The sequence below is a fragment of the Vibrio sp. 10N.286.51.E5 genome (genome assembly GCF_041469125.1).
GTDB classification, from domain to species: domain Bacteria; phylum Pseudomonadota; class Gammaproteobacteria; order Enterobacterales; family Vibrionaceae; genus Vibrio; species Vibrio crassostreae_C.
On sequence record NZ_JBFRJZ010000026.1, the window covers coordinates 78,366 to 97,863 of the forward strand.

The 19,498-nt window shown below is 45.2% G+C and carries 13 protein-coding genes; 3 read left to right on the forward strand and 10 right to left on the reverse strand.

The window, feature by feature from the left end; translation table 11 throughout:
- Positions 1 to 136 precede the first annotated feature (136 nt).
- From AB4161_RS10025 to hrpB, 10 genes are all read right to left on the reverse strand, one after another.
- Entirely contained in the window at positions 137 to 1,165 is a 1,029-nt protein-coding gene (locus tag AB4161_RS10025; RefSeq protein ID WP_372083290.1) for an ABC transporter ATP-binding protein, read from the reverse strand.
- Entirely contained in the window at positions 1,165 to 2,790 is a 1,626-nt protein-coding gene (locus AB4161_RS10030) for an iron ABC transporter permease (protein WP_017059418.1), read from the reverse strand. The genes AB4161_RS10025 and AB4161_RS10030 overlap by 1 nt, the downstream gene beginning before the upstream one ends.
- Positions 2,791 to 3,034: 244 nt before the next feature.
- A complete protein-coding gene (locus AB4161_RS10035) occupies positions 3,035 to 4,048 on the reverse strand; it encodes a Fe(3+) ABC transporter substrate-binding protein (RefSeq protein ID WP_017059419.1) in 1,014 nt (337 codons plus the stop codon).
- Between the two features lie 295 nt (positions 4,049 to 4,343).
- Positions 4,344 to 5,573, reverse strand: a complete 1,230-nt coding sequence (locus tag AB4161_RS10040) for an ammonium transporter (RefSeq protein WP_017059420.1) — start codon at positions 5,571 to 5,573, stop codon at positions 4,344 to 4,346.
- 27 nt (positions 5,574 to 5,600) lie between these two features.
- Positions 5,601 to 5,939: a P-II family nitrogen regulator gene (gene glnK, locus AB4161_RS10045; protein ID WP_004738200.1), complete on the reverse strand. Its 339-nt coding sequence runs from the start codon at positions 5,937 to 5,939 to the stop codon at positions 5,601 to 5,603.
- A 238-nt stretch (positions 5,940 to 6,177) separates the two neighbouring features.
- The gene (locus AB4161_RS10050; RefSeq protein ID WP_019824378.1) at positions 6,178 to 6,546 is read right to left on the reverse strand and encodes a YacL family protein; all 369 of its coding nucleotides are present in this window, start codon (positions 6,544 to 6,546) and stop codon (positions 6,178 to 6,180) included.
- A 298-nt stretch (positions 6,547 to 6,844) separates the two neighbouring features.
- Positions 6,845 to 9,433 carry a bifunctional aconitate hydratase 2/2-methylisocitrate dehydratase gene (acnB, locus tag AB4161_RS10055; RefSeq protein ID WP_017072021.1) on the reverse strand — a complete coding sequence of 863 codons (2,589 nt, stop codon included), beginning with the start codon at positions 9,431 to 9,433 and terminating at the stop codon, positions 6,845 to 6,847.
- A 272-nt stretch (positions 9,434 to 9,705) separates the two neighbouring features.
- Positions 9,706 to 12,039 carry a patatin-like phospholipase family protein gene (locus AB4161_RS10060; RefSeq protein ID WP_017059426.1) on the reverse strand — a complete coding sequence of 778 codons (2,334 nt, stop codon included), beginning with the start codon at positions 12,037 to 12,039 and terminating at the stop codon, positions 9,706 to 9,708.
- 38 nt (positions 12,040 to 12,077) lie between these two features.
- Entirely contained in the window at positions 12,078 to 14,477 is a 2,400-nt protein-coding gene (mrcB, locus tag AB4161_RS10065; protein ID WP_017063253.1) for a penicillin-binding protein 1B, read from the reverse strand.
- Positions 14,474 to 16,972: an ATP-dependent helicase HrpB gene (gene hrpB, locus AB4161_RS10070; protein ID WP_080582206.1), complete on the reverse strand. Its 2,499-nt coding sequence runs from the start codon at positions 16,970 to 16,972 to the stop codon at positions 14,474 to 14,476. The genes mrcB and hrpB overlap by 4 nt, the downstream gene beginning before the upstream one ends.
- A 34-nt stretch (positions 16,973 to 17,006) precedes the next feature.
- Here hrpB and sfsA point away from each other — a divergent pair, with 34 nt between their 5' ends.
- From sfsA to gluQRS, 3 genes are all read left to right on the forward strand, one after another.
- Positions 17,007 to 17,732, forward strand: a complete 726-nt coding sequence (gene sfsA, locus AB4161_RS10075; RefSeq protein WP_136981626.1) for a DNA/RNA nuclease SfsA — start codon at positions 17,007 to 17,009, stop codon at positions 17,730 to 17,732.
- 135 nt (positions 17,733 to 17,867) lie between these two features.
- Positions 17,868 to 18,314, forward strand: coding sequence for an RNA polymerase-binding protein DksA (dksA, locus tag AB4161_RS10080; RefSeq protein ID WP_017059430.1), 447 nt, complete (start codon positions 17,868 to 17,870; stop codon positions 18,312 to 18,314).
- A 218-nt stretch (positions 18,315 to 18,532) separates the two neighbouring features.
- On the forward strand, positions 18,533 to 19,408 hold the full coding sequence (gene gluQRS, locus AB4161_RS10085; RefSeq protein ID WP_017068882.1) for a tRNA glutamyl-Q(34) synthetase GluQRS: 876 nt from the start codon (positions 18,533 to 18,535) through the stop codon (positions 19,406 to 19,408).
- Positions 19,409 to 19,498 lie beyond the last annotated feature (90 nt).

The following is a 19,498-nucleotide window of genomic DNA, read 5'->3' on the forward strand; positions in this document are numbered from 1 at the left end:
GCAGTTTTGTATGGGACTTAACAAATCACTGCCTTGTTAAAGCCTATAAGTGAAGAACTCTTGCCCAGTACTTTGATTAAAGTGCTGGGCTTTTTTATCGCGATTCTTGTAACGATTAGTATCGCGTTATATCTCTTTAAAAAGCCAATACGCCTTTGGTATCGACTTTTACGTTGACCGGCATACCCACTTCAAGTGCTTCTGACGAGGTTGCTAATAACTTCTGACCATGCGCTTCGATTAAATAACGACAGTGATCACCCATAAATTGCTGTTCTAGCACCGAAATAGCACTATCTTGCTCGTAACTTGCTTGGATATGCTGGGGCCTTAGCAGAAGCTCACATGTATTGCCGAACTCAATCTCCGTTTGCGGTTTGGCTTCAACCATACCCAAACTGGTTTCAAATTCATGCTCCGAAATACGCTGTGCCTTTAAGTAGCTACCGCCACCCAAGAAATCAGCAACGAACTTACTCGAAGGGTGGAAATACAACTCAGATGCCGAACCATACTGTTCAATCACACCATGGTTCATCACAGCCATCTTATCTGCAAAAGCAAATGCCTCTTCGCGACTGTGAGTCACAAAAATAGCGGTCACACCCTGCTTCTTAAAGATCTTACGAATTTGAGAAATCAGCTCATGACGAACTTGAGTGTCAATGTTCGAGAATGGTTCATCTAACAGTAGCAAGTCTGGCTTGTACGCCAAAGAACGAGCAATAGCGACACGCTGTTGTTGACCACCTGAAAGTTGGTGTGGGTAGCGGTCACCGTACTCATCTAAGTGAACCAACTCCAGCATCTCTTGAACTTTGTCTTTCTTTTGCTGATCAGAAAGGTCTTTCAAGCCAAAGCCGACATTCTGGTTTACCGTCAGGTGCGGAAACAGGGCGTAATCTTGGAAAATCATACCAATGTTACGCTGCTCTGGTGGCAACCAATTCTCGCCATCATCAATGGTTTGACAGTTCAAACTCATCACACCGCTACTCAATGGAAGTAAGCCCGCAATCGCCTTCAGTAAGGTCGTTTTACCGCAGCCACTCGCACCAAGAAGACAAACAATTTCACCATGCTCAACTTCTAACGAGAGCGCTTCCAAAATGGTTTGCGACTCATACTTACAAGTCAGATCTTTAATTGATAATGCACAACTCATTAGTTTTTCTGCTCCAAGGAACGGTTTACGATGATTAGAGGAATTAAACCCACCAACACCAATAATACAGCAGGCATCGCCGCCAATTCTAGGTGCTCATCTGAGGCATAGTTATAAACATAAGTCGCCAATGTTTCGAAGTTGAAAGGACGCAGCAGCAAGGCCGCATTCAACTCTTTCATTGATTCGATAAACACCAGTAAGCCAGCGATCAATGCGCCACGTTTAATCAAAGGTAAATGAACACGGCGTAACATCTGATTGGTATTGCAACCCATGGTTTTTGAGGCCATATCCAATGAAGGGGATACTTTACTCAAGCTGCTTTCAATACTGCCAATTGCCACTGCAGAGAAACGTACGACCATGGCAAAAATTAGCGCGAACATGGAGCCAGAGAAGATCAAACCAGGTCGCCCCCACTCCATCACTTTCGCAATGTCATTGACCAAGTGATCCATGAACAAAACAGGTACCATCACCCCAATCGCTAACACGGTGCCTGGAACGGCATAGCCCATCGAAGCGAGACGCATATAAGCCTGATTTTTCTTACTCGGACTAACGCGTTGGTTAAAGTTAACAATCATCGCGATAATCACGCCAATAATTGCAGCAGCTACCGAAACGTAAAGGCTGTTGATGGCATATTCTCTGAATTCAGGGGTCCAGCTTTGAGCAAAATATTTGTAGGCGTAAATAATGAGCTGGCCAAGAGGGAATAAGAACGCAACGCAAACTAATCCCCAGCACCAGAATAGTGCCAGCCATTTTTTCCAACCAGAAAGGTCGTAACGAAAATCTTCGCGGCTGCTGAACTGATTCTGGAATAGCTTCTGCTTACGGCGACTGTATCGCTCTGAGCTCAACAGTAGGATCACGATAACCAGCATGATTGCCGATATTTTCGCAGCTGCCGTTAAGCTTGAGTAGCCTAGCCAAGTATCATAAACCGCAGTCGTTAAAGTATTTACCGCAAAGTAACTCACGGTACCAAAGTCACCGATGGTCTCCATAGCAACAAGCGATAAACCGACCGCCATTGATGGACGAACAAGTGGTAAGGAGATACGACGGAAGCTTTCCCAAGGCGAGCATTTTAGCAAACGAGCAGATTGTAATAAGGAGACGTTTTGCTCCATAAATGCCGCGCGGCACAGCAAATAAACATAAGGATAGAGAACGAGAGACAGAACAATAATAGCGCCGGATAAGGTTCTAATATCTGGGAACCAATACTCACCGGGTCCCCACCCAGTAAGATCTCGCAGTAGAACCTGAACAGGGCCGGCAAAGTCGAACCAATCGGTAAAGATATAGCCAACAATATAGCCTGGCATTGCTAATGGCAGGACGAGTGCCCACTGCAAAACACGCTCTCCCGGAACACGGCACATTGCCATAACCCAAGCCGACGGAATACCAAAAACTAAAGACAGGAACATGGTTCCTATGACTAAAACCACCGTATTGTAGGCATAGGTAGGCATCACTGTGGACATCAGATGAGAAAATAGCTCATCTGTTTCTCCAACAGCCGTCGTAAAAATCGCTAAGATCGGTAAGACCAGTAATACAGCAATAATGCCGCTACTGGTGTTCCATAAATAATTCTTTTCTTTCATCGCCTAACTACAACGAGGCTTAATGAAACACAAATGCATTTGCAAATACATCTCATATCCTTTTAATGGTGGGGTTATTTATACCCATATACTCTAATGACTTCAAGGTGAGATGCTAATAACTCAAGGGATCAACGGGGTGCTTTGTATCAAAAAGTGATTTTCCAATAACAAACAACCCCAAGTAGCCAAAATGGCGACTTGAGGTTGTCATTTTACTTAGGCCGAAGCCTACCGTAATAAATTATAGATCGAACTTAACTTCGTCTAATAGCTTGATTGCAGCCGCGTGGTGGTTTGCAATTTCGTCTAGAGAAATAGTATCCGCTTTGAACTCGCCCCATGAAGCAACAAGCTCAGAAGGTTTAACGTCTGCTTTCACTGGGTATTCGTAGTTCACTTCTGCGTACATGCTTTGTGCTGTGTCACCAGATAGGAATTCCATCAGCTTAACGGCATTCTCTTCATTTGGAGAGTATTTAGCCATTGCCATACCAGAGATGTTTACGTGAGTACCTGTAGTCTCTTGGTTAGGGAAGTTAATGTAAACAGAGTCAGCCCAAGCTTTTTGCTCTTTATCATTAACCATCTTACCTAGGTAGTAGCTGTTACCAAGAGCAACATCACATAGACCTTCTTTAATCGCTTTAACTTGCGCGCGGTCGTTACCTTGAGGCTTACGTGCTAGGTTTGCTTTTACGCCTTCTAGCCATTCTTTCGTTTCAGCTTCACCTTTGTGAGCAATCATCGAAGATACTAGAGAAACATTGTATGGGTGCTTACCACTACGAGTACAGATTTTGCCTTTAAATTCAGGCTTAGTTAGATCTTCGTAAGTGAACTCTTCACCTAGACGACCAACACGGTCACGTGAAGAATAAACGCTACGTGTACGAGTTGTTAGAGCGAACCACTCGTTATCTGTATCTTGGTATTGAGCTGGGATGTTCTTTTCAAGTACATCGCTTTCTACAGATTGAACCAGACCTTGTTTAGTTAGCTCAGATAGACGGCTGATATCTACAGTTAAGACAACGTCAGCTGGGCTGTATTCACCCTCTTGAGCTAACTTCTCTGCTAAACCTTTTTTAGCAAACTTAACGTTTACTTTAATACCAGTCTCTTTTGTGAACTCTTTGAACATTGGCTCAACAAGGAAAGGTTGACGGTAAGAGTATACGTTTACTTCTTCCGCAGCCATTGCTGTCGGGGCAATTACACCACACGCTAGAGCTGAAAGTGTTAGCAATTTCTTCATTGTAAAATCCTTTATATCGAAATGATAATGTCTATCAGTTGCGTTATTATATTCATCATTAACATAATTACAATGACGACCAACAAAAAATCCGTCTACTCAGACCATTCAAACTCTCACTTTTGTAACAAACCATTTCAACTTTGTGTCTTGTCGTTCCCCTTAAACAATGAGCCTAACTTCAACGTTCGTGTTTATATATTGTGCAACCGTAAATACAACAAAGCCCCGCAACAAGAGTTGCGGGGCTTTCTTTGTCCAACCTAACCCATTCAGATTAGGCGACGACTGTTGATTATTTTACTGATACAAACTCAGGGTAAGCGCCGACACCACAATCGTGCATGTCCATACCTTCAAGTTCTTCATCTTCCGTTACTCGGATACCGATTGTTGCTTTAAGCACCGCCCATACTGCTAGGCTAGCACCGAATACCCATGCAAAGATGACTGCTGCACCCATTAGCTGAGCACCAAACGTTGCATCAGCGTTGCTTAGTGGCACAGCCATTAGACCGAAGAAACCACATACACCGTGTACAGAGATAGCACCTACTGGATCATCAATCTTAGCTTTGTCTAGAGCGATGATGCTGAATACAACCAATGCACCAGATACCGAACCAATCGCTACAGCAAATAGAGGTGATGGTGATAGAGGGTCTGCAGTGATTGCTACTAGGCCAGCTAACGCGCCGTTAAGAATCATTGTTAGGTCTGCTTTACCCCAAGTTGTTTTACATACTAGTAGTGCTGCAATTGCGCCTGCTGCTGCTGCTGCGTTGGTGTTAAGGAAGATTTGACCTACTGCTGTTGCGTTCTCAAAATCCGAAACCATCAGTTGAGAACCGCCGTTGAAACCGAACCAACCGAACCAAAGGATAAATGTACCTAGCGTTGCAAGTGGCATGTTTGAACCAGGAATCGGGTAGATTTCACCGTTCTTACCGTATTTACCTTTACGAGCACCGAGTAGTAGAACACCAGCTAACGCTGCTGCTGCACCAGCCATGTGTACGATACCTGAACCTGCGAAGTCACTGAAACCCGCTTCTGATAGGAAACCACCGCCCCAAGTCCAATAACCTTCAACAGGGTAAATGAACGCTGTTAATACTACAGAGAAGATTAGGAATGACCAAAGCTTCATACGCTCAGCAACCGCACCAGATACTACAGACATTGCTGTTGCAACGAATACTACCTGGAAGAAGAAGTCTGATTCTAGAGAGTGATCTGCGCCTTCACCTTGTGTACCAATTAGAGTACCAAATGATGGCAACCAACCGCCTTCACCGTTGTCGACATACATGATGTTGTAACCAACCACTAAGAAAGCTGTACAAGCAATTGCGTATAAACAGATGTTCTTAGTTAAAATTTCTGTGGTGTTCTTTGAACGAACTAGGCCAGCTTCTAACATCGCGAAGCCTGCTGCCATCCACATTACCAACGCACCTGAAATGAGGAAGAAAAAAGTGTCTAGTGCGTAACGTAGTTCCGTTACTGTTGTTGTAAGTTCCATATTAAAGTCTCCAGTCCTTGTAATTCTTTAAAGTGCTTCAGCATCCATTTCACCAGTACGAATTCGTACGGCTTGGCTTAGGTCATACACAAAAATTTTGCCGTCGCCGATTTTTCCGGTGTGTGCCGCTTGGCTAATCGCTTCAACAACTCGGTCAACATTCTCAGCTTGGGTAGCAATCTCTAGCTTCACCTTTGGTAGGAAATCCACTTGGTACTCTGCACCACGATACAATTCAGTGTGTCCCTTCTGACGACCAAAGCCTTTCACTTCAGAAACAGTCATACCTTCAATACCCACATCAGAGAGCGCTTCGCGTACATCGTCTAATTTGAATGGCTTAACAATGGCATTTATTAATTTCATATTCGTTCCTTAAATTCTTACTTAATCCGTTAATTCTCTTATTACAATCCAAGTAGCGTGCCAAAAAGTTAAGTAGTTGATTTTAAATGAGATAAAGATAATAAGGTCGTAATAACGAAAAAGGCCGCACCAATATGGTGCGGCCTTTTCACTATATTAATGCGTTGCACTATTGTTGCTCCAGTTTTGGGCAACGGAGCCTTCAAAGCTCTGAGTGACTAACAAATAGGTGTTAGGGCTAGTAACCTAAAAAATCCATCCAGCGTTCGATGAGCAGTTCGAAATCATCGATTCCGCAGCTTGCTTGGCTTTCACAGTTATAGAAGTCGAATTCACTGCCCTCTTCCATCTCTTGCTCATGCGCTAACACGTTTTCTTGAATCGTAACTTCATCTTCATTGATCGCAAGGCTAATCTCCTTGCCAAGCAACGTCACTTCATTGCTCAGGTCCTGTCGAGATTGCTCAATCAACGCCATCACATGATCTAGCTTCTGCTTATCTTTACCAATCTCTTCTTGAAGCCAACGGCCAACAATCTCATGGCCCATGCTGCATTTCACATAGTATTCACCCATTAGAGTGTTTCTAGTAAATTCGAATTCCATAAGGCTCCAAAGCTCTAATAAAAAGAGACTCAATAAAAGGGTTGTGCCAAAAATGAGGCGAGAGTATATAGCGAAGTCATCAAGAGATCGAGTCGCTCGTCGTCCAGTATTCAGACATAAAAAAACGCCTACCGAAGTAGACGTTCTATCATTTGGGTTCCTCTAAATAGTTGGAGTTGCAGTTAGGCGACAAGTTCGTTCATCCCTATGAGCATAGAAGCTCTATGTAATTAGGGCGGCCGGCGCTCCGGTGAACGTACGCAGTCAACAACGCTGCAGCTACAAATATAACGAGGAACTAAGCTGGTTCTTGGAAGATAACCGTGTCTGCTTTTTCCGTGTACTGACCCATTTTATGGAAGTTCAGGTAACGGTATGTATCAGCAGCCGTTGCATTAATCTTCTCAGCGTACTCTAAGTACTCTTCTTTCGTTGGGATGCGACCTAGAATCGCGCCAACAGCAGAAAGCTCAGCAGAAGCCAGATAAACGTTCGCGCCATTACCTAAGCGGTTCGGGAAGTTACGCGTTGACGTCGACATAACCGTCGAAGCATCAGCAACACGAGCTTGGTTACCCATACATAGTGAACAGCCAGGAGTTTCGATACGTACCCCAGCACGACCGAAGATGCCGTAGTAGCCTTCTTCTGTCAGTTGGTCTTTATCCATCTTCGTTGGCGGAGCAACCCATAGGCGAGTGTTTAGAGAACCATTGAACTCTTCAAGCATCTTACCAGCGGCACGGAAGTGGCCGATGTTGGTCATACAAGAACCGATGAACACTTCTTGAATCTCTGTGCCTTGAACGTCAGATAGAAGACGAGCATCATCTGGATCGTTTGGTGCACATAGGATTGGTTGATCGATATCAGCAAGGTCAATCTCGATAACGTGCGCGTATTCCGCATCTGAATCAGCAGATAGCAACTCAGGGTTCTCTAGCCACTCTTCCATTGCTGTAATACGACGCTCAATCGTACGAACATCACCGTAACCTTCAGCGATCATCCACTTCAGCATCACGATGTTCGAGTTCAAGTACTCAGAGATAGACTCTTCAGAAAGCTTAACGGTACAACCTGCAGCAGAACGCTCAGCAGATGCATCAGAAAGCTCAAATGCTTGCTCAACAGATAAGTGCTCAACACCTTCAATTTCTAGTACACGACCAGAGAATTCGTTGATCTTACCGGCTTTCTCTACCGTTAGTAGGCCTTGCTTGATGCCGTAAAGAGGAATGGCATGTACTAGGTCACGTAGCGTGATACCCGGTTGCATTTCACCTTTAAAGCGAACCAAGATAGATTCAGGCATATCAAGAGGCATAACGCCTGTTGCTGCAGCAAATGCTACCAAGCCAGAACCCGCAGGGAATGAAATACCTAGAGGGAAACGAGTATGCGAGTCACCACCTGTACCTACAGTATCAGGAAGAAGCATACGGTTTAGCCATGAGTGGATAACGCCATCACCCGGACGAAGTGAAACACCCGCACGATTCATGATGAAATCAGGTAGCGTATGGTGAGTGTTTACATCAACAGGTTTCGGGTATGCCGATGTGTGACAGAAAGACTGCATTACAAGGTCTGCAGAGAAACCAAGACACGCCAGATCTTTAAGCTCATCACGAGTCATAGGACCGGTCGTATCTTGAGAACCCACTGTCGTCATTTTAGGTTCACAGTACTGACCAGCACGCACACCTTCAACGCCACATGCTTTACCAACCATCTTCTGAGCTAGCGTGTAGCCTTTATCAGATGCAGATGGATCGATTGGTTTAGCAAACAGATCCGTTTCAGCTAGACCTAGAGCGTCACGAGCACGACCCGTTAGACCACGACCGATGATCAGTGGAATACGGCCACCAGCACGCACTTCATCAAGAAGTACTTTGCTTAGCTCAAAGTTTGAGATCACAGAACCGTTCTTGTGAACAACACCTTCGTACGGGTAGATATCAATGATATCGCCCATGTTCATGTCTTGTACGTTCAGTTCAATGGGTAGTGCGCCTGAATCTTCCATTGTGTTGTAGAAGATTGGTGCAATTTTACCACCAAGACAAACACCGCCAGTACGCTTGTTTGGTACGAATGGGATATCTTCACCCATGAACCAAAGTACTGAGTTTGTTGCCGATTTACGTGAAGAACCTGTACCAACAACATCACCAACGTAAGCCAGTGGAATGCCATCTTTTTGCATTTCTTCAATTTGTTTGATTGGACCAACGCTACCCTGTTCATCAGGAGTAATGCCATCACGTTCCATCTTCAGCATCGCTTTCGCGTGTACTGGGATGTCAGGACGTGACCATGCATCAGGCGCTGGAGATAGGTCATCGGTGTTCGTTTCACCAGTGACTTTAAATACTTTTACTGTGATTTTTTCTGCTACTTTATCTTTCGCTGTAAACCATTCAGCATCAGCCCAAGATTGAAGTACTTGTTGTGCAGCAGCATTGCCAGCTTTCGCTTTCTCTTCTACGTCATAGAACGCATCGAACATCAGTAGAGTATGAGATAGCGCTTTAACAGCGATTGGAGCAAGCTCAGCATCGTCTAGTAGAGATACTAGAGATTCGATGTTGTAACCGCCTTGCATGGTACCAAGCAGTTCTGCAGCTTTTGCTTTGCTTACTAGTGGCGAAGCTACTTCACCTTTAGTGATAGCCGTAAGGAAGCCAGCTTTTACGTAAGCAGCTTCATCTACACCCGGTGGAATGCGATTTTCTAGTAGGTCAAGAATGATTTCTTCTTCACCTTGAGGTGGATTCTTCAGAAGTTCAACTAGGCCAGCTACCTGCTCAGCATCTAGTGGTTTTGGAACAACTCCTTCGGCAGCACGTTCTTCGACGTGTTTACGGTAGGCTTCAAGCACGACTTTTTTCCTCTCATTGCGGTTCACTTCTTCCCTTCATAATTGTTAGTAAAATAAAGAAGTGAACATCCTTGGAAACTTGGCTCTCCATTGCCATTTTTGTCATTCAATTTGTATTGATGAGCGGCGTCATAGAGGCCAAACTGTGGGCGGTAGAATAGCAAATTTAACGTTAAATTAAAATCTTATCATTTTGACCAACATAGCAAGTTAAGACGAAAGTCCCACTATTTTTGCCTAATTACGCACTTAAATGGCGACTCTGCGCATGATTATTTGTAGGACGTACCTACAATCAGATACACCGAATCGAAATTATCTTCGGTTCGGCCATAAGCTAAAATAATCGGCCCGATTGGAGAATCAACACCCGCGAAAACAGAACCCGCGGTGTACATTGGCGCTTCATCAATACTCAAATCATTGTTCGACCAAACACCACCATGCTCAATGGATGCGCCCACGTAGAATGGTGATTTAAAAAGGCCGAAGTCATTTTCAAACCACTTATAACGATAAATAAGGCTGGTGTAAGCCAAGTTCTGACCAATCATACTATTCCTTGGAATACCTGACAGGTTTAAGAAGCCACCAAGCTCTTTGGGATCAATAGGGAAAATCGAATTTTTGCTCTCTACAATACCGTAATCCAGCTTTGCGACTAAAGTATGCTTCTCAATACTCTTTGCTGCCATGAAATTGGCCGAAAACTCATAAACCGTATCACTCTCAGACGTTAAATCCGATTCACCAAGAGAGCTGTCATTATCAAAATCATCATGAGAAACGAGGTACTCTAAATCGACAAAGTAACCCTTGGTCGGTAAGCTGAAATTATCCAAAGTATCCAGTCGGTAACCCATGAAGCCACCAATACGCTTGTAGCCACCACTGCCCAATGAAGGTAACGAAGAAACCTCAACATCCCCATCTGTATAACGAACACCAAATGTCAGCTCCTGCCACAAGGTTGGTTGATAGCCTAATGCCAATTCACCGACATATTCACTATACGTCATAGGGAGATAATCTTTCGTTACGTCCAGTGTCGGTTCTTCAATATCATCAATATCTGCGGGTAGGTTTCTGTTCTCTTTGCTGTAAACAACCGATGCCGAAGTAAACAGCTTTTGACTCGAAAAGAATGGCGAGTAAAGTTCCGCTTCAATTCGCTTGTCCGTTCCCATCTCGATATTGGTTCTTAGCTCTGCACCATGCTTATTAATATCAGTAAAGTTGGCTGAGACACCGAGCGAGTATTGGCTTGTAGTAGAGAAATCATCTTCAAGAAAGAATCGAAAGTTGAGGTAGTTTGGCCCCCAAGATTTTTCGTTCACATCGACCAGCAGTTGCTCCTCGCCATCTACCGTGTCAAATTCATAAGTCACCAACTCGAATCTATCTAGCGCATAGAGGTCTTGTACTTTAGATTCAATTTCACTGGTCTTCAGAATCTCACCTGAATCAAGGTTTAAACGGTTTTCGATCAGCTTATCGGAATAGTGGGTATTGTTATTGATAACAACTCGGTCAACGACGGTCTTATCGCCGTGTTTTAGCTGTCTGCGCGCTTTTTGTTTGTCCTCGATATAATGCTGATAATCGGCATTTGAGAGCGATAGCTTAGAAAGTTCATCAGTATGCTGCTTAGCAGCTTCATAGCCCGCGAGGAAAGCCGATGGCATTTTATCAAATTCTGTCGTCTCCATTTCCCCAACATCTGGGCGCAGGAAGACATCATCGTCTGTTAAAGTTTCAGCTTGCTCTTGGGTGCTGCGTTGAACAAGATAATTAGAGAGTTGGTCAGCTGCGGCTAGAAAATTCGTGAAATCATCTTTGCCTTTGTAGTTGGTACTGATATCCACCGCAATGACGATGTCTGCACCCATCGCTCTGGCTACGTCGACGGGCATGTTATTGGTGACACCACCATCAACCAGCATTCGACCATCGAGGTCATAAGGGGGAAGCGCGCCGGGAACTGACATACTCGCCATCATGGCATCAACAAGGTGGCCATGATCGATGACCACCTCTTCAAGTTCGATAATGTCAGTTGCGACTGAACGGTATGGGATAGCAAGATGGTCGAAAGAATCGAATGAGGATAGATTACCCGTGGTCTCACGCAGAATACGCAACATATTCTGGCCTTGCACCACCCCTTTCCTTGCTTTGATTTCGCCCCAACCTAAGCCGAGATCGGTGTTCAGTTGGTAGCGGTCTTCATATTCTTTGTCACGTACGCGGCGATCACTACGGTTAACGCGATCACGATAACCGCGATTCCAATCAACCGTATAAATAAAGCTCTCGATCTCGTCTGCGCTCATCCCTGTCGCATAAAGACCACCAACGTATGAGCCCATACTGGTACCGGTAATGTAATCAACCGGGATTTGCATCTCTTCTAGAGCTTTAAGCACACCAATGTGAGCTGCACCTTTTGCCCCACCACCAGCAAGAACGACAGCAACGGTTGGCCTTTTATGAGCTTGTTCAGCCTGCTGAGATTGATCAATCTGTGTCGCGGTGGATGCAAACAGCTGAAAACTGATCACAGTACCGACAACACCTAAGCCACTCACTAACCAACGAGAAATCATTATGTTAACTGTCCTTGTCATTCTTTCTTGTTACGACTTTACCACTGAAAAAGCTTCTTTAGCCACTGTTTTGGTTGACTTTCACAGCCCTTTTTAATGTTTCCACCCTCATCCCAAAGTGGCAGTTTAACTGCACCATCACAATCAAACTCTAAAGCCCCTTCAGAAGTTCGAGTAAAGTTAGCGGTGACAATTCCTGTCGGCCAAGGCAGTAATAACTGCTCGGGTGTTCTCTGTTTGAGATAATCGGCATAAACACGTAACGCACCACTCGAACCAGTAAGCTTAGTCGGCTTATTATCATCACGTCCTAGCCAGATGGTCGTCACTTCACGGCCATCTACGCCCACGAACCAACTGTCTCGGCTGTCATTACTAGTGCCAGTTTTACCAGCTAACCCTGCCCATGCAAACTGACCTTGTAGGAAACGGCCCGTGCCTTCCGACACGCCACGTTTCATTGCATAGGTTGTAAGCCAAGCGGCTTGCTGGTCAACGCTTTGTGATACACGAGGGATCGACTGATACAGAACCTCGCCATCGTTATCAACAACTGAGCGAAGCGCAGACAAAGGTGCTATACGCCCAGAATTGGTAATGGTTTGATACATCTGCGCAACTTGGAACGGAGTCAGTGAGAACGAACCCAAAAACATCGACGGCACTGGGCGAATCTCATTTTTATCGACCCCCAGTTTTCCAATCGTATCCGAGACACTATCAATGCCTAATTGCATGCCTAAACGAACAGTAGGTACGTTGTAAGACTTAGAAAGCGCCACATACAAAGGCACATCGCCACGGAACTTACGATCGAAGTTTCTCGGGCTCCACACGCTACCTTTACTGCCTTTCAAGCTCAGTGGCGTGTCTTTCAATGTTGTCGCCAACGTGTACTTCTGAGGCTGCTCTAGTGCGGTTAAGTAAATTGCAGGCTTGACCAAAGAACCAATTGGGCGACTCGCGTTCAAGGCACGGTTAAAGCCATCGTAGCCAGTACGCTTACCACCGACCATCGCCCGGATTTCACCGGTATTTCTATCCACGGCAATAGCTGCTGCTTCCAGCTTATTACCTGCGGTTTTCGATAAATCAGGCACCTTACGAGCAATCGACTTCTCTAACTTGTCTTGAGATACCGGATCCAGAGAGGTAAAGACTCGAATCCCTTTTTTCGCCTCAAATCGATCGCCGACATACTTCTTAAGCTCAATGTTTACTTGTTGGAAATAAGCGGGCTGACGGCTAGCAATGCGTGGGTTGTCTTGAATATCCAAATCACGACTCGCCGCCTCTTCGTATTGTCGCGGAGTTAAGATGTCTTGTTGCATCAATAAGCGAAGAACCAGATCGCGTCGAGTCTTAGCACGCTCAGGATAGCGAACCGGATTGTAATACGACGGTCCTTTCACCATACCCACCAGCAGTGCTAGCTGATCGATGCGCAGCTCTTGAATAGGTTGACCAAAATACAAACGAGACGCTAAACCGAAGCCATGAATCGCTTGCCCACCATTCTGTCCAAGATAAACCTCATTTAAGTAAGCCTCTAGGATACGGTCTTTGCTGTAACGATGGTCTAAGATAAGTGCAATGTAGGCTTCACGAACCTTACGCCACAATGTACGTTCACTGGACAGGAACAGGTTTTTTGCCAACTGTTGTGTCAGCGTACTACCACCTTGTACCGTTCGCCCAGCTTTGACGTTAACGACCATTGCACGAGCGATGGCCAGTGGCGACACACCATCGTGTTGATAGAAGTTTCGGTCTTCGGTTGCCAGTAAGGCATCAACCATCACTTCTGGGAACTGATTGCGTTTTAAGAACAGGCGCTGCTCATCGTTACTTTTCTCAAGCATGCCAAGCATTTTCGGTTCAACACGCAGGTAGCCCATGTCGCCTTTCTTCTCCAGCGACTGAATGCGAGTTAATTCGTTACCATTGAAGTGCAGCATCACATGACGATCCGCTTCCGGTCCATCAACAAACTCGAACGGACGACGAATCATTTCAATCTTGGTAGAAGAAGAAGAGTATTCGCCTGGGTGACGAGGCGCGTTCACCTTACGATAATTAAGTACATCGAGCTCATTCTTAACCTGTACCAAACTCACCGGAGTTCCCGGAGACAGGTCTAGCACTCGCGCATAAACCACGGTTGGCAAATCAAACAGCTGACCTTCAAAGCGCTGTTTGACCACAGAATCAAGATAAATACCGACGAACAACAGCAATGCCGCAAGCGCTAAGCCCGCTTTCCAAGAAATGCCCCATAGGATCTTCAACCAACCTCTTTTGCCAGATTTCTTAGCCTTAGGTTTGGTCTTTTTCGCAGCCGCTCTTGGTTTTCTTGGCTTGGCTTTGGTCGCTGGTGACTTCTTTGCTGGCGCTTTTTTAGGTGGTGCCTTTTTTGGCGTTAACATTTTGGTCATCATCGATTCAACTGTCGTTTGGTTTTAGTGGTTGCTACATGGTTAGCAGGGTCATCCGGCCAAGGATGTTTTGGGTAACGGCCCTTCATCTCTTTTTGTACTTCTTTGTACGCGCCAGCCCAAAAGCCAGCTAAATCTTGAGTAATTTGTAGTGGTCGCTGTGCTGGAGAAAGGAGCTCAAGCACTACTTTTTTACGCCCTTGCGCGATCAATGGCGAGTCTTGTTCGCCAAAGACTTCCTGCATTCGCACTGAGATCACTGGTTCAGATTGATATTGATAACGAATGGCCTTCTTGCTGCCTGTTGGCATCAGATAGTGCGTTGGCAACCATTGGTCGATTTCTTGATTCAAAGGCCAACCAAGATAAGCCGACAATGCTTGCTCAATCGAAACACTAGACAGTCCTTTTGCCGACTTAATGCCATTCAGATAGGGAGATAGCCACTCATCAAGGTGTTCAATCAAACTCGCATCGTCCATCGCTGGCCAATCATGCTCAGGCATCCAAAGCTCTGCACTGCGTACACGCTCAACCAACTGCTTAGCCGAAGCTGTCCAATTTAAGCGATCCAACCCACATCGAGCGACATAATTGAGCAGCGCTTGGCTCGCCTGATTCGCATCGGGATCAGGTAAAGCTTTGGTGCTGATAATCAACTTGCCCAGAGATACACGCTGCTCAGCAACTAAACGGCCACGTTTCTCATCCCAATCGGCGTAATCGGAACGCACAAACAGTTTTGGAAATTCAGCTTCTAACTGTGCGATATCAACCGCGGTGGCTAAGAAAATCTGACTGGCTCGCCCTGTGCTGCGCATCAAATCAATCACTACGATATAGTTATTGTTCGCCAGTGGATCATCATCACGAACCTCAGCACCGTGGCCATTCGCCAAAAGGAAAGCACTGCTGGTCGCGCTTCTCACTTGTGCAATCCGATCTGGGAAGGCAAAACAAAGCACTAATGGTAGCAATGATTCGTCAGCTTGTGACAAATCTAAGTGATGATTGAGTTTGCTCGCGAGACTTTTCGCTCGCTGCATCACAACGCTATTTTTGGAATGTTTTCTTTGCTTAAGTCGATGCAAAGAGTGTTGAATATCCGTCACATTGCGCTCCGGCTCTTCCAGCAAAGCAGCAGCAACAATCGCGACATTCAACAGAGCAGGACTACCTTGCTGCGCTTTAACCAACATGCTGGCAATACGAGGCTCTAGACCTAAACGTTGGACCTGTTTTCCTAATGCCGTAAATTGACCATTATCGTCTAACAATTCAAGAGTCTGTAAGAGTTGCTTGGCTTGCCCGATAGAAGCTTTGGGTGGAACGTCTAACCATTGCAGTTCATCAGCACTCGCAGCGCCCCATTGCGTCAATTCAGACACCAGCGAAGACAAATCAGAATGAAGAATTTCAGGTTCTGGTATAGCTGGTTGCTGCATCAGCTGCGTTTCGCTGTACAAACGAACGCACAAGCCCTCTTCAATTCGTCCCGCACGGCCCGCTCGTTGTTCAGCTGAAGATTGCGAGATTTTCACTTGCTCAAGCTTAGTAATACCGGTTTTCAGATCGAACTTCGCCACACGTTCAAGCCCAGAATCAACCACCAATCGAATACCTTCAATCGTCAAAGAAGTCTCAGCAATATTGGTCGCTAACACCACCTTTCGACGCCCTTTCTCTGATGGCGCGATCGCTTTCTGCTGTTGAGAAAAGCTGAGTTGTCCATACAGAGGACACACATCGATATCATTGGCGAATTGTTCTAGTTGAGATTCCACCTGCTTAATCGCAGAAACGCCCGGCAAAAAGGCCAGAAGTGAGCCTGACTCTTTCTCCATCAGAGAGCGAATCACGTTAGCCATTTTAGGGGCTAGATATTCATTTGCGTTAAGAGGCTGATAACGGAAATCGACCGGAAAGGTGCGACCTTGTGATTCAACGTATTTGGCATTCGGCAGCAAAGTTTGCAGAGCTTGTTGATCTAAAGTTGCCGACATCACTACCACTTTCAGATCGTCACGCAACGCCTCTTGGATCTCTAAGCTAAACGCCAATGCGGTATCGGCGTGAATACTGCGCTCGTGAAATTCATCAAAGATCACCATATCAACCCCAGTTAATTCAGGGTCGGTTTGGATCATTCTTGTCATGATCCCTTCAGTAACAATCTCTAAGCGAGTCGCACTGCTGCTTTTAGATTCACCACGAACTCTAAAGCCAATGCTCTCTCCCACCTTTTCTCCCAATTGGCTCGCTAAGTAAGTAGCAATATTCCTTGCAGCCAAACGCCTCGGTTCAAGCATGATGATTTTGCCTTGAACGGCGTTGGTCTTAACTAACTGTAAAGGGAAGAATGTTGACTTACCCGCACCGGGAGCGGCCTTTAGAATAAGTTGAGTGTGTGTTTCTACGCCAGCGAGCAGATCTGGCATCACAGCTTCTATGGGCAGTTGTGGCAATGGGAGAACCTTGTGGTGTAATGTTGGCAACATTGTACATAAAAACCTACCTGTCTAAATAAGTAATATGCACTTCAATCCTCCATTAGAGCCAGCGACTCTTATTAAACGCTATAAACGCTTTCTCACTGACATCCAACTTCCAGACGGTAGCGAGCGCACTATCCACTGCGCTAACACTGGAGCGATGACAGGATGTGCGACTCCTGGCAATACGGTGTGGTACTCAACCTCCGATAATGCAAAGAGAAAGTACCCAAACAGCTGGGAGATCTCAGAAACAGACAAAGGTCATCGTATTTGTGTAAATACTGCGCGGGCAAACCAGCTAGCAGTGGAAGCAATTGAAAATGGGACTATGGTTGAACTCTTAGGTTATAACGCGTTACGAACCGAAGTGAAATATGGCAGTGAGAATAGTCGCATTGATATTCTGCTTGAAGATAACGAAAAGCCGCCTTGCTATATCGAAGTGAAAAGCGTCACTTTGCTCGACGAGCAAGAAACGTCAACTAAAGGGCAAGGTTTTTTCCCTGATGCGGTCACAACCAGAGGCCAAAAACATCTGCGTGAACTCACAGAAATGGTCGAATCTGGAAATAGAGCCGTACTTTTATTCACTGTTTTACATTCAGGTATTGAAAAAGTGTCTGCGGCACACCATATAGACGCCAAATATTCGTTATTACTAAAACAAGCACAAGACGCTGGAGTTGAAGTGCTTTGCTATAAAGCAGAGCTCAGCAGTACTCAAATACAACTAAAACAAGCTGTTGAATTTATCAATAGCTAAGCAAAGATGCTGAACTAATCACATTGATTGCAAGTTTGAATAAGAGTATTTGCCACCATTCGTTCTTTCTGCTATAGATACCCGCCTTAAAATTAGCTGCTTTGCAGTTGACTAGGTGTAAATAGGAGATGCTGTATGCCAGAATCTAAGAAAAAAGCGCTAGGCATCCTAGCCATCGCAGGTGTTGAACCGTACCAAGAGAAGCCAGGTGAAGAGTACATGTCACTTGAGCAAACGGAACATTTTACAAAAATTTTAGCAGCTTGGCGCAACCAGCTCAGGGAAGAAGTTGATCGTACTGTGCACCACATGCAGGACGAAGCAGCGAATTTCCCAGACCCAGTTGACCGTGCTTCTCAAGAAGAAGAATTCAGCTTAGAGTTACGTAACCGTGACCGTGAGCGTCGTCTTATCAAAAAAATTGAGAAGACATTAGACAAGATCGAAGAAGACGATTTCGGCTTCTGTGATTCTTGCGGTATCGAGATTGGCATTCGTCGCCTTGAAGCTCGTCCAACTGCTGATCTTTGTATTGACTGTAAAACACTTGCAGAGATCAAAGAAAAACAGATGCAAGGTTAATTCTTGCAGATGTAAAGAAAGGGAGCCTTGGCTCCCTTTTTTGTTTGTTATCCAAGCGAAGTATTTCACACGCTTGATAGTAAATAGCAGCTTTAAGCCTTAGTTCTATACATCAAACCTTGTTCTATAGATTGAAGCTTAGTTCTAGGCATTAAAGCTCTTGTCAAACGTCTTAAGAATCGGCTACTGCGGTACCATTTAGATTAGGTTGTTCACTCATGAATTATATCGGGCGCTTTGCACCATCACCGTCAGGTCCTCTTCATTTTGGCTCACTTGTTGCTGCTCTTGGTAGCTACTTTCAAGCGAAATCTAACCAAGGAAAATGGTTAGTTCGTATGGAAGACCTCGACCCACCAAGAGAAATGGCCGGCGCTGCAGACCTCATTCTTAAGACGCTTGAGGCTTACCATCTATTTTGGGATGGTGAAGTCGTCTATCAAAGCCAACGTCATGACTTGTATCAAGCTCAAATCGATCAATGGGTTGCTGACAATCAAGCCTACTACTGCCAATGCACCCGCAAGCAGATAAAGGCTTTGGGCGGCTTTTACAATGGTCACTGTCGAGATGTAGGCCTAATCGATTCAGGTGAACAGGCGGTGCGCTTGTGCATGGACTTTCCAGTAGAGTCCTTTGATGATGTTCGCCACGGCACCATTCAAATCCCTAAAGCACTAGCTGTAGAAGATTTTATTATTAAACGCAGAGATGGATTGTTTGCCTATAACTTGGCCGTTGTCCTTGATGACATCGAACAAGGAGTAACAGAAGTCGTAAGAGGCGCAGATCTGATAGAACCCACCGGTCGACAAATCAGTTTGTATAAGACGCTCAAGCAAAAAACAGTGAGCTACTTGCACTTACCATTGGCAACCGATGGCTTGGGGAATAAACTGTCAAAACAGAACCATGCCACCGCGATAGATCTCGACAACCCAAAACCAACGTTACTCAACGCGATGCGATTCTTAGGTTTTGATATCCCGACGGCTCTTTGTGAGGCTTCAATGGATGAGATTTTATTGTGGGGCTGCCAGCAATGGAACGTCAGTCAGTTACCTGATAGTTTACAAAAAGAGCACTGTAATTAGCTCGAAACTCACGGCAAATAGCAAAAACGACACATAAAAATGCCATAACCAACCACTGTGGTTAAGCAGACGATGTTCTCAAATGGCTCG